Below are 12134 nucleotides of genomic sequence, written 5' to 3'. Positions count from 1 at the left end.
CTAGGCGGGCGGGGCAGGGGCGTCAATCTTGCGGCGGCAATGGCGGCTGAGCGATGCGCAAGCGGCTGAAATTCAGCGACAATCCCGGCGCCTGTGCTGCATTCTCCACGCCCGCTGGACAAGCGGCACAGGGTGCTGGGCAAGCCGCCAAACCACCGCTAACCTGCCGCGGATACATGCATTTGCCGGGAAGCCGCCGCGTTGAAAATCGCCTATGTCCTGAACACCTATCCGCAGCCCTCGCACAGCTTTATCCGCCGCGAGCTGCAGGCGCTGGAGCAGCAGGGCGCGGAGGTCCTGCGCCTGGCGATGCGGCCCTCTGACAGCGCGCTGGCCGACCCCGGCGATCAGGCAGAGGCCGCGCGCACGGAATATGTGCTGCAGGCTGGCCCGGTCCGCCTTCTGGCGGCGCTGGTGCGGCAGGCATTGGCGGCGCCGCGCCGTTTTCCGAAGGCGCTGGCGCTGGCGCTTCAACTGGCACGCGCCTCGGACAAGGGGGGGCTGCGCCACCTCATCTATCTGGCTGAAGCGGCCCATGTGAAACAGCGCTGCGCGGCGGAAGGCGTGCAGCACATGCATGCGCATTTCGGCACCAATTCTGCGGCGGTGGCGATGCTGGCGCATGTGCTGGGCGGCCCCGCCTACAGTTTCACCGTGCATGGGCCGGAGGAATTCGATGCCCCCCATGCGCTGTCGCTGGGCGAGAAGATCAGCCGCGCGGCCTTCACAGCGGGTGTCAGCAGTTTCGGCAAGAGCCAGCTCAGCCGCTGGGCGCCGTTTGCCAAATGGGACAGCCTGAAAGTGGTGCATTGCGGCATCGAACCAGAGCGCTTTGCCGGCCCGGTGCCGCTGCCCGGCGGACCGCTGCGGCTTGCCGCCATCGGACGGTTTGTCGAGCAGAAGGGGCAAATGGTGCTGGTCCGGGCCATGGCTCAGCTGGTGGCGCAGGTCCCGGATGCGCAGCTGGCTTTGATCGGCGACGGGGAAATGCGCCCGGACCTGGAGGCGGCCATTGCCGAACTCGGGCTGCAGCGGAATATCACGCTGACCGGCTGGCTGGCAGAAGACGGCGTGCGGCAGGAGCTGGGCCGCGCCCATGCGCTGGTGATGCCTTCCTTTGCCGAGGGGCTGCCGATGGTGGTAATGGAGGCAATGGCCGCCGCCCGGCCGGTCATTGCCACCTATGTTGCAGGCACACCGGAGCTGGTGCAGCCGGGCAAAACGGGCTGGCTGATCCCTGCGGGCGATGAAACGGCGCTGGCAGAGGCTCTTCTGGAGCTGTCGGAAACACCGAAGGAGCGGCGTGCCGAATTGGGCCAGGCCGGCCGCACCAGGGTGCTTGAGCGGCATGACAGCGCCAGGGAAGCCGCCCGCCTGGCCGGGCATTTCCGCCAAACCATAGGGACATAGCCGCGCTGCCCTCCCGCCCGTCGCCGGCGCATCTGCAGATGCACCGCTCCCGTTGGGCGTGGCCCGGCGCCTTGCGCCGGGCCACGCCCAAGGCCGCCAAGGGTGTTCTGGCGCAGCCAGGGCATCCTGCGGGCGCGGGAGGACCTCCCGTCAGCAGCGGGGGCTGTCGGCGGAAGGGCTGTCAGCGGCCGCGGGTCCAGCGGCTGCGGGAGGCGAACAGCGGCGTTTTCACCGCCAGCGCAACCGCGGCATAGGCCAGGAACCCGGCCGGATCGCGCAGCAGCAGGCGCAGAGCCCTGCCGGGACCAACCCGCGGCGTGTCCTCGTTCTGCATCAATTGCGGCCAGCTCTCTGCGACTTCCGCCACACCGGCATTCTGCCGCCGCCGCACTTTCACCAGATTGCGGAACCCTTCCACCATCGGCCAGCTGTAGGAAGCCGTTACCTGCACCCGCTCCTGCGGGGTGAAGTGCAGCCGCGCAAAGATGTCGTCGGCAATGATGTCCGGCCAGACGCCCCAGCGCTGCCGCCCGGTACGGTTCATGGCAAAGACGCCAAACCCCGGCACACCGCCCGAAAAGAACGGCAGCCGCATCCAGAACCGTGCATAGGCGCGGGTCACCAGGCTGCGGGCCGGGGGCACTTGCGGGCAGCCGCTGGCATAGCACGGTGCGCGGCCGTCCAAGGCTGCCGCAATCTGCGCGATCAGCTCCGGGGAGACCTGCACATCGGCATCCAGATAGATCAGGAGATCTCCGCGCGCGGCGGCGTCACCGGCATTCAGCGCGCCCAGCTTGCCGCCTTCCGGCAGCTCCAGAACCTGCAGCTCCCAGCCTTCGGGCGGAACAGCAGCACGGGCCAGTTCTGCAGTGGCGTCGGTGCAGCCATTGGCCAGCACCAGCACCTCTGCCGTCATGCCCGCGGGCAGCGGATCTGACGCAAAGACTGCCTGCAGGCAGCTTCCGATATAGTCCGCCTCATTATGGGCCGGAATCAGAACGGAGACGTGCGGGGTCATTTCACCGCCTCCAGTGCATTCCAGCGCGGGTTGCGGTCGCTTAGGGTGCGCAATGCCCCCCAGCTGCCCCATTTTCCGGGTGCGCCGACGTCCGCATAGGCGGTGAACAGGCTGCCGCCAAGCGCCTGCCAGCCTGCCAGCAGGTCGCGGTACAGCCCGCCCATCTCATCCGTGTAATTGAAATGGGTGAAAAAGCCGGTCAGCTCCGCGTCTTCTGTCATCGGGCCAATACCCACCACATGGCTGCCGCCCTCATACATGATCAGATCCAGCCCGTGCTTTTGCGCGGCATCCGCGTGGTAGGGCAGCACGCGGCCGAGCAGATCCGCCAGCGTGTCGGCTGGATCGCCGGAGATCAGACCGTCGCGCAGCTCAGCCGCGGCCTGGGCACTGGCGGCGGCGTATTGGTGCCGTTTTGCAAACTCCGCGGCTGCCGCGCCTGTCAGCCCGCGCTCTGCCGCGCGCGCGTGGGCCTGCGCACGGCTGTCTTCGATCCAGGCACGCAGCTGCCCGGAACGCTCCTCCAGGCCCAGCACTCCGCCGAAATACCCGGTAACCGCATAGGCATCAAAATAGGCGGCGGGTGCCCGCCGTCCGGAATTCTCCGCCTGCCACAAAGGGGCTGTCAGCACCTGTTCTTCCAGCCCCAGCCAGCCGGTTTGAGACGAAATCACCCGCACCAGCCGTGCGCTGCCGTCGCCGAACACAGCGGTCCAGATCTGTGCCACTTCCGCCGCGCGGCCGCCATAGAACTGCATCCACAATCCCTCGCCGCCCCAGCGCGCCCGGGCCTGGGCATCGGCCCAGGCGGCCTGCTGAAACTGCCAGTTCCAGACCTCGTTGGAGTATTCCACATAGGCACGCAGGGCAGTGTTCAATCTTTGCTCTGCCAGCTGTGCGAAGCGCCGCACATAGGTGTCATCTGCCATATGGGGCATGTTGAACCAGGGATCGGCATCCAGCTCGTTGGCCAGTGCCAGCATCACTTCCGCCGGGACCCCCTTCAGCGCCCATGTATAGTCCGACACCAGCGGCCGCTCTTCCCACCCGGTCTGCCCGGATCCATTGGTGGCCATCCAATCCATGAACCGCAGCGCGGCAAAACCATCCAGCCGCTCCAGCCACAGCGGATTGAACAGCGCGCCGCCATCATAGGCGTCCAGATGCTCTTCCTTTACCACCGTGATATTGCGCACATACCCGCCGCTGCGGCCCATCCGCTGGATGCGGATTTCCACGGGGCCCGGGCCGGGGGTGAAATCGAAACGCACCTCTCCTTTGCCATAGCGGACGTTCTCTGCCCTGCCGAGAACTTCGACAATCCCCTCTCCCTCGAAGCGCAGCACATAGCGGCCCGCCAGCGATACCGCTTGCCCGGGCAGGTCGGTCAGGATCACCGTGCCGATCGAGCTGAGCTCCGGCGGGATTGCGGTGGGCCAGCCCGCCGGATCCAGGTAGCCGGCCGCCATCAGGCTGGCATGATCCACACCGCCCCATTGCCCGGGCAGATGGCCGATCCAGGGGCGGGCGGTCTTGAAATGATCCAGGAACGGTGCCTGGGTGCTCCAGTCGGCAATGCCCGCAAGGTTGATGGCGATGGGCTGGCGGGTTGCGGACTGGGGCGGCGCGGCAGAGGAAACAGCCTCCAGTACAGACGCGTTCAGCACAGGCACAGGCGGATCCTGCGGCAGCGGCGGCGGGTCGGCAGGCAAGGCCGGAACGCGCGCGCCGCGTGCCTGCGCGGCCTCCCAGGCGACGGCTTGCAGACGGGCTGCCAATTCGCGGGGCGGCGCAGGATAGGGTTCCCCCCAGCGGTCCGTCAGCCGGTGCGGCAGCCCGGCGGGGTCCTTGCCCGTCAGCACCGCATATTGCAGCAGCGCCAGAAAGTAGAAGCCGGTTGCATTGGGGTGGATATCATCGGCAAAGACATCGCGGATACTGGACAGCCCCGGCATGGTCCCCGCCTGAATCGCATCATCCAGCCGCGCCATCGCCTGGCCTGCGGGCAACAGCTTCACCGTGCCGCCGGTGGCCGTGTTCACCTCTGCCACCACCGCCTGCCAGCGCGGCAGATCCTGCTCCAGCCGAATCCGCCAGGGCACTCCGGCGCCCTTGTCAAAGGGCACATCGGTGCCGGAGCCGCTGTTCAGGCTGTGCCAGGTCTCCTGCAGATAGAAGCGCACATCCGGATTGGCGGCGCGCGCGAGTTCATAAAACTGCGCCACCGCCTGTTCCGTGCCGCTCCATTCCAGGTGATTGGCCAGCGGGATCGCCTCTGTCACGATCACCGCATCGGCAGGCATCTGCAGCCTTTCACGTGAATCAACGCCTTCGGCACTGCTGCTGTGCTGCCAGTTGTAGCTGAGAGGCGCGCCATTGATGATCTGCGCCTCGACCCGGGCCTCTGCCTGGGTGTCCAGCAGCTGCTCCAGCATCTGCGGATTGTCCGGCCCGAACAGCGAGTGGCCGATCATCACAACCGAGGTGATCAGCGCCTCCAGATTCATGCCGGTGCTCCGGCGGCGGCAATGCCGGTGCGGGGCAGGGTGCGCACGGTCTCCCAGACGATCTGCTGCACCCTGGCCGCGGCGTCAGCGCTGAAGGCCTGCGCCGGGCTGCCATCCGCGCGGCTCAGCTGATGCGGCAGGCCCCAGGGGGTGTGCTGATACAGCACCGCATAGTGTGTCAGAGCCACGACATAGGCACCCAAATCATTGATGTGGATCGTGTCCAGGTCTCCCTCGGGTGTCCGGGCAAACAGCGATTCACGTGACACCAGCCCCGGGATCTCCCCAGCCTCCGCAGCACGCGCAACCGCCGCCAGCACCTGACCGCCGGGGATCAGATAGACCGGCTGCTCCGGGTTTCGGCGGCTGTCCGTGCCCAGCAGCTGACGTGTCCAAAGTGTTTCCAGATCCCCGTCAATCCGCCGCAGCCAGCCATCCGGATCATCCAGGCGGTGCCAGGTCTCGTAGAGATACAGCCGCGCCTGCGGCGAGGCCTGCCGCGCCAGGTCTGCCCATTTTCCCAGATACTTGGCGGCATCGAAATATTTCAGCGCATCGCGCAGTTCGACCATTTCGGTCAGCACCACCGCGCCGTATTCACCCGATCCGATGGCCTCACCCGCATCCCGGTAAGCGGGCGCCTGATTGGCGGTCTCAAAATCGAGGATCGCCTCGTCCGGCTCCCAATGCCCCCGCAGCGAAGTGCCCGACCCCAGCTGGCTATTGTAGGCGTGCCCGTCAGGCGCAAGCTGCGTCAGCATATGCGGCATGTCCGGCCCGACCAGTGAATGTCCGAGGTGAAACACCTTCAGCGGCCCTTGCGGCGGGGCCAGGGGCGGCGGCACCGGCACGGAACGGCTGCGGGTTGCAAACGCCATCAGTCCCAGTGTGGCGATGGCGGCGCCCGCGGCCAGAAGCCCGCGCCGCCCCATCATCCGCGCCCCCGGATTTCCGCAGTGGTCATGATCAGCCCCGCACCAATGGCAAAGCGCCCGCCCACCGCCTCGCCGCGCTTGAAAGGCGCGCGGCCGGCGGTGAAAAACGCCTGATAGGCGCTTGCGGCCAGATCAAACTCCAGCTCCATCCCGTCAAAGCCGTAAAACGCCCGGCTTATTGTGTACTGCGCCTTGTAAGCCGCTTCCTTGGCGGAAAAGATCACCTTGGCCATCTGGCCGGGATTGTCCTGCCGCCTCAGCCAGGCCTGCTCCCGGTCAGAGCAGATGGCGGGCAGCAGCTCATTCTTCAGCGGGGTGTCTTCCTCTACGTCGATGCCCAGCCCCTGCACCGCGCCGGACCGTGCCAGCACCGCCATGGCGCAGCTCTTGGTATGGGTGATGGAGCCCACCACCCCCGCAGGCCAGACCGGCGCCCGGTCGCTGCCGATTTGAACCGGGGCGGGGGGCACGCCCAGCTGCCGCATCGCCTGATGCACGGCGTCGCGGCCTGCGGCGAACTCCTTGCGTCTTTTTTCAACCGCGTTGGGGGACAGCCCGGCGGCCTCCTCTGCCAGCGGCGCCGGAGGCATACCCAGCGGGTCCGTCCCGGCCAGCGCCACATCCGCGGCAAAAAGCGGCCGGACCAGGGCCAGCCGCTCTGCGAGTTTGCTGTTGCTGTCCGTCATCCGGTCCTTGTCCTGCGGTTTGCCCGCATTGCCCGCCGTTTCGACATCATGTCGCTGCGGTCCGGGGCTGCGGCTGCCTCAGGCTGTTGTTCCGTATTTGCCGGGGTGCCTGCAAGCCCTTCGATATGCGCCGCCAGCCCGGCCAGGGTCGGGAAGCGGAAAATATCGGTGATCGACAGCTTCGCGGTGCCCAGTTCTTCGCGCAGTTCCCGGTGCGCCTGCACCGCCAGCAGGGAGTGGCCGCCAAGAGCAAAGAAATTGTCCTGCGCGCCGATGCCGCTGACCCCCAGAATGCGGCTCCAGACCGTGGCAATCCGGGCCTGCGCGCCTGCGTCCAGTGCCACTGCCGGGGCGGCCTTGGCCTGCGCGGGCTGCGGATCCGGCAACGCTTTGCGGTCGATTTTCTTGTTCGGGGTCAGCGGGAAAGCGTCCAGGGTGACGAAATGCGCAGGCACCATGACCTCCGCCAGTCGCGCCGCCAGCGCCTGTTTCAGGGCCTCTCCGGATACCGGTGCGGAGGCAGTGACATAGGCCACCAGCTGCTCTGTGCCAGTTTCGCCGCGCGGCACCACAACGGCGCCCGTCACACCCGCCTGCGCCGCCAGCACGGCCTCGATCTCGCCCAGTTCGATCCGCTGGCCGCGGATTTTCACCTGGTGGTCGGTACGGCCCAGGAAAGCGAGGCTGCCCCCCGCTGTCCAGCGCACCAGATCGCCGGTGCGGTAAAGGGGTGTTGCAGCGAACGGTGCCTTTACGAAGCGTTCAGAGGTCAGCTCCTCCCGCTGCCAATAGCCCGCCGTGACACCCGCGCCGCCGATATACAATTCACCGGGAGTCCCCGCGGGGACAGGCATTTGTTTTTCATCCAGCACATAGACCTGCGTATTGGCAATTGGCGTGCCAATGCCGGCTGTCCCCGCAGGGACGGCGCTGATTTTCTCCACCGTCGACCAGATCGTTGTCTCGGTCGGCCCGTACATGTTGTGCAGCTCCGCGTTTGTGGCGTCCTGCAAGGCCTGTACCAGATCCCCCGGCAGCGCCTCGCCGCCCACCAGCAGATGCTGCAGCTGGCCCAGGCAGGCGCTGGCATCCCCGTCCGCGGCAATCATCCGCGCCATCGAGGGCGTGCATTGCAGGTGGCTGACGCCATGGCGCACGATCTGTGCCGCCAGCGAAAAGTCATCCGCCGCCAGTTCCTGCGGCGCGTTTGACAGGCGCAGAACCTCAGCCAGCGGTTTCAGCCCCTCCAGCACCACATCCGGCGCGATGCCGTAGTCGATCAGGCAGGCGATCTCATCAACGCCAATGCGCTTCAGCTGCTCCACCCTTTGGCAGGCATCCTGGATGGTGCCGAACAGCCCGGAGTCCTCGAAATAGCGCTCAAAGGCGAAGTCGAGGATGGCTTCCAGCTCTTCCTCCGACAGCGAGCCCAGGTCCATTTCAAACGGGTTCTTCACGCCTTCGGGTTTCTTGAAGGCGGGGAAGGCCCAGGCGTATTGCTTGATCAGCCCGGCGGCAGAGCGGAGGTAGTCCTTCATCGGCTCCCGCGCCACCCGGCGGGCTTCCTCGCGGGTCTGTGCCAAATAGCTGTGCAGCATCAGCGTGACCTTGAAATCCGCAGGGTCATGGCCGGCCGCGCGCAGGGCGTCGTGGTAGATGCGGATCTTGCCCGCGACCTCCTCGATGCTCTGGCCCAGGAGGTGGGTCAGCACATTGGCCCCGATTGACCCGGCCTCGCGCCAGGTTTCCGGGTTGCCCGCGGTCGTCACCCAGACCGGCAGTTCCTTGGACACCGGGCGGGGCTGGGTCAGGACGCTGTGCTGTCCGCCGTCCCCGCGGGGAAAGGCCACTTCCTCGCCGCGCCACAGCTTGCGCACGGTTTCGATGGTTTCAAACAGCGCGGGCTTGTTGGCGGGCGGGGTGTTTTCGGGGCGCAGGATGAAATCATCCGGCTGCCAGCCGGAAGCAAAGCCGATGCCGGCCCGTCCCGCGGTCAGATTGTCGATCACCGCCCATTCCTCGGCAATCCGCGCCGGGTGGTGCAGCGGCGCCACGCAGGAGCCGGAGCGCACCCCGATGTTCTGCGTTACAGCCGCAACCGCGGCGCCGGTGACGGACGGGTTCGGGTAAGGCCCGCCAAACGCATGAAAGTGCCGCTCCGGCGTCCAGACTGCGTTGAACCCGTGCCGGTCGGCGAATTTGGCGCCTTCCAGCAGCAAATGGTATTTCTGCGGCCCCGGCCCGTCGTCATTGCCCCAGTAGAACAGGTTGAAGTCCATCTTGCGCCTGCTGAGGGCCACCGGCCCCTTGGACAGCTCCAGCCGGCTTTCGTCGCTGGACAGCACCAGCTTCAGCCCGCGCGAGAGGGTCCAGAACAGCTCAAGCACCGAGATGTCAAAGCTGAGGCTGGTCACCGCCAGCCACGCATCGCCGGGCTGGTGCGGGACGCGCTGGTCCATACCGGCAAAGAAGTTCGCAACATTGTCGTGGGTGACCATCACCCCCTTGGGCAGGCCGGTGGAGCCTGAGGTGTAGATCAGATAGGCCAGATCGCTGCCGGTGGCGCCGCCATCGGTGTTTTCCCCCTCTGTCCCCGCAGGGACGTCCTCTGTTTTCAGCACCTGCGCATCCGATGGCGGCAGGCTGGCGGCCAGCGCGCCCTGGGTCACGATCACCTGCGCCTGGCTGTCGGTGATGTAATGCGCGATGCGGTCGGCCGGGTAGGCCGGGTCCAGCGGCACATAGGCGCCGCCGGCCTTCATCACCCCAAGCGCGGCAAACACCAGCTCTGGCGCGCGGCGGATGTGGAGGCCCACATGCACGCCCGGTTTCACGTTCATTTCACGCAAGCGGCCGGCCACCGCATTGGCGCGGATGTTGACCTCAGCGTAGGTGAAGCTCTGGTCCTCGAACACCAGCGCGGTGGCATCCGGGGTCTTTGCAGCCTGTGCCTCGAACGCTGCGTGGATGGTCAGGCCGGCCGGGACGTCCGCTGCGGTCTGGTTCCAGTCCTCCAGCAGCATCTTGCGCTCGGCCCCGGGCAGGATTGGCAGCTCTGCCACGGTTCTGCTGCTGTCCTCTGCAAGGGCGCTCAGAACCAGTTCCAGCCGTGCGGCGAGCAGGTCTGCAGCGGCTGGCGTCAGGGCGGCCGCGTCGCAGTGCAGTGCAAGGGCGCCAGCGTTCAGGGAGACCGTGACGGCACAGCCCGCAACCGCCGCATCATCGCCCAGCATCAGGCCGATGGCAGGCTGGGCCTGTGCGGATACCTCCGGTGCGCGGGCCACCAGATCCTCTGCAAAACCGCCATATTTCCTGGCTGTCTCAATGCTTTGTGCGGTGCGCTCCAACAGGGCGGCAACACTATCCTGCCGCTGCGCCTGCAGTGGCACCCAAGCAGAGATCAGGCCGGGCAGGCCCTCCGCGCCTTCAGCGGAAAGCGCAATATCGCCGGTGTCCGCGCCGCAGCTGAGCAGGGCAAAGGCGAGGACGGCTGCGGCGGCTTGCTCTTGGCTGAGGCCGCCGGGCAGGGCGATGTCCCGGCGGCTGTATTCACCGCTGCAGCTGCCTGAGGCCAGCGGCACCTGCATCGGCTGCATCGCGGCGAGCCGCTGGCGCCAGTGGCTTTCGCCCCCTTGGACCGCAGCAAGACGGGCGGTGAGTGCCCCGGTCTCTGCTGCGGTCAGGGAGGGAACCTGGTCTCCGGTTGCGGTCAGTTTTGAAACGTCCAGCGCCTGGCCTGCGGGTGTGGTCAGGCGGGACAGTGTGAGGGCGCCGCTGCCGGTTGCGATTTTTATGGTGGACTTGCTGACTTCCAGCACGATGCCCGGCGCGCCGCTGCCCTCAGCTGCATCCGCAGCACCGGCCACCACAACGGTCCGGCCAAGACGCAGCTTGGCGGCGCACAGCGGGTTCCAGTAGCCGCCGGTGTCCAGCGCCCGCACCAGCCGGGCCAGTTCCGCCGCCGGCCGGGTGAAATCCAGCATCCCGCCTGCGGCAGGCCGGTCTGACTTCTTGAACAGGCGGCGCTGGCTCAGGTCCTGCGGCCGCCGGTTCAGCTCCCCGGTTTCCAGCTGGGAGACGACCTCGCCAAAACTGTCCATTGCGGCGGCATAGCATTTGGAGTTGAGGCTGAAAGCGGTCTCATCCCCGGCCACATCAAACAGCCGCTGGGCAAGGATATCGCCCTCATCCACGCCGCCCTCGATCAGGTGCCAGGTGATACCGTGCTGCGGCTCGCCGTTGATCAGCGCCCAGTTCGGGGTGTTGAGGCCCGCATAGCGGGGCAGCGGCCCGTCGTGAAAATTGACGGCGCCCCTGGCGGCCTGCGCCAGCACCGCATCAGGGATCACCGTCAGGTTGGCAATCGACAGCAGCCAGTCGAAGCCGCCGCTGAGGTCCGCGGGTTTGTCCAGCAGCGCCAGCCCCTTGTCCGCGGCCCAGGCGCGGATGTCCGCATGCTGCGATACCACCGCCCGGATCTGGTGGCCGCGGGCCAGCAGCGCGTCGGCGCAGCCGATGAGAAGGGATTCATTGCCAATCAGGGCACAGGTGAATGCGGTCATTTCTGCTCCTTTGCAAGCGGAGAAGGGAGGCGCGTTTCCGAAGACGGGCGGTGGCGCGGCGCAAAGAGCGCACGCAGGCTGTGCAGGCAGAGATCGCGCAGGAAATGCGGCGGATCGGCCTGCGGCTTGTTCTGGATCAGGCGGCGCAGGCCATAGATCAGGCTGCCGCTGATGCGGGCCAGCGTGGCCGCGGCGGCATAGATGCGGCCGTGGTTCTTGACGAAGTAATGGAGGCGCGAGTCGAACCAGTAGCTCGGCGTGCGCTGCCAGCCCTTCATTCCGGTCGAGGCGGAGCCGATATGCGCCACTTCGCTGGCGGGCACATAGTGGGTGCGCCAGCCCGCCCGGGCGGCCCGGCGGCAGAGGTCCGTCTCCTCAAAATAAAGGAAGAATGTCTCGTCGAAACCGCCAGCGGCCTCAATCGCCTCGCGGCGGATCATCAGGCTGGCGCCGGCGGTCCAGTCGACCTGCACCTCTGCCTGCGGCATCTCCATGGCGACCACCCAGGGTTTCAGCAGCCGGGTGAAGATTCCGGTGCGCGCGCTGGCCTCAAATTCGCCCGCGATGGAGGGAAAGCGGAAGGCGGTGCGGTGCGGCGCCCCGTCGGTGCCGCGCACATAAGATCCTGCAAGGCCGGCACCCGGACGCTCCAGCAGGAAATCGCGCAGGGTGCGGATGGTGTCCCCCTGCACAAAGGCGTCGGAGTTCAGGAGATAGCAGAACTCCGGCGCGCTGCCGTCCGCGAGGCCTGTGCTGAGGCCGATGTTCATGCCCGCGCCAAAGCCGCCGTTCACCGGCGAGGCGATCACCCGCACCCGGTTGCTGTCCAGCCAGCCGCGCGCCCGGGCAGCCGCCTGGAGCTGGTCAAAGGAGCTGTCGCCGGAGCCGTTGTCGATGATCAGCAGCTCGCCCGGCAGGTCCTCCAGCTCCTGCAGGGCCGCTTCGGCGGCCTGCACTGTCATTTCCGGGGTGCGGAAGTTCAGAAGGATGATGAGGATGCGCTGCTGGGCCATGCC

General features: G+C 67.0%; 7 protein-coding genes. 1 reads left to right on the top strand and 6 read right to left on the bottom strand.

The window, feature by feature from the left end; translation table 11 throughout:
* Positions 1–201 precede the first annotated feature (201 nt).
* Entirely contained in the window at positions 202–1410 is a 1209-nt protein-coding gene (locus K3725_RS14640) for a glycosyltransferase (protein ID WP_260016036.1), read from the top strand.
* A gap of 181 nt (positions 1411–1591) precedes the next feature.
* On the opposite strand, the gene K3725_RS14635 is transcribed toward K3725_RS14640, so the two are convergent.
* The 6 genes from K3725_RS14635 to K3725_RS14610 are packed head-to-tail and all read right to left on the bottom strand — an operon-like array spanning position 1592 to position 12131.
* Positions 1592–2428, bottom strand: a complete 837-nt coding sequence (locus K3725_RS14635; protein ID WP_260016035.1) for a glycosyltransferase family 2 protein — start codon at positions 2426–2428, stop codon at positions 1592–1594.
* A complete protein-coding gene (locus tag K3725_RS14630) occupies positions 2425–4935 on the bottom strand; it encodes a hypothetical protein (protein ID WP_260016034.1) in 2511 nt (836 codons plus the stop codon). Before K3725_RS14630 ends, K3725_RS14635 begins: the two co-directional genes overlap by 4 nt.
* Positions 4932–5870 (bottom strand): hypothetical protein, encoded by a 939-nt coding sequence (locus tag K3725_RS14625; protein ID WP_409201574.1) that lies wholly within the window; start codon positions 5868–5870, stop codon positions 4932–4934. The genes K3725_RS14630 and K3725_RS14625 overlap by 4 nt, the downstream gene beginning before the upstream one ends.
* Positions 5867–6556 (bottom strand): 4'-phosphopantetheinyl transferase, encoded by a 690-nt coding sequence (locus tag K3725_RS14620; protein ID WP_260016033.1) that lies wholly within the window; start codon positions 6554–6556, stop codon positions 5867–5869. The genes K3725_RS14625 and K3725_RS14620 overlap by 4 nt, the downstream gene beginning before the upstream one ends.
* On the bottom strand, positions 6553–11118 hold the full coding sequence (locus K3725_RS14615; protein WP_260016032.1) for a MupA/Atu3671 family FMN-dependent luciferase-like monooxygenase: 4566 nt from the start codon (positions 11116–11118) through the stop codon (positions 6553–6555). Before K3725_RS14615 ends, K3725_RS14620 begins: the two co-directional genes overlap by 4 nt.
* Positions 11115–12131, bottom strand: a complete 1017-nt coding sequence (locus K3725_RS14610) for a glycosyltransferase family 2 protein (protein WP_260016031.1) — start codon at positions 12129–12131, stop codon at positions 11115–11117. Before K3725_RS14610 ends, K3725_RS14615 begins: the two co-directional genes overlap by 4 nt.
* Between the last annotated feature and the right edge of the window lie 3 nt (positions 12132–12134).

The sequence above is a fragment of the Leisingera sp. S132 genome, from assembly GCF_025144465.1.
In the GTDB taxonomy this organism is placed as follows: Bacteria; Pseudomonadota; Alphaproteobacteria; order Rhodobacterales; family Rhodobacteraceae; genus Leisingera.
This window is presented reverse-complemented; position numbering and strand designations above follow the sequence as displayed.

What these genes read in the sequence shown, in the direction of transcription:
- K3725_RS14610 (WP_260016031.1), bottom strand. Translation starts at nt 12,131, where the DNA reads ATGGCCCAGCAGCGCATCCTCATCATCCTTCTGAACTTCCGCACCCCG.
- K3725_RS14620 (WP_260016033.1), bottom strand. Translation starts at nt 6,556, where the DNA reads ATGACGGACAGCAACAGCAAACTCGCAGAGCGGCTGGCCCTGGTCCGG.
- K3725_RS14615 (WP_260016032.1), bottom strand. Translation starts at nt 11,118, where the DNA reads ATGACCGCATTCACCTGTGCCCTGATTGGCAATGAATCCCTTCTCATC.
- K3725_RS14630 (WP_260016034.1), bottom strand. Translation starts at nt 4,935, where the DNA reads ATGAATCTGGAGGCGCTGATCACCTCGGTTGTGATGATCGGCCACTCG.
- K3725_RS14625 (WP_409201574.1), bottom strand. Translation starts at nt 5,870, where the DNA reads ATGATGGGGCGGCGCGGGCTTCTGGCCGCGGGCGCCGCCATCGCCACA.
- K3725_RS14635 (WP_260016035.1), bottom strand. Translation starts at nt 2,428, where the DNA reads ATGACCCCGCACGTCTCCGTTCTGATTCCGGCCCATAATGAGGCGGAC.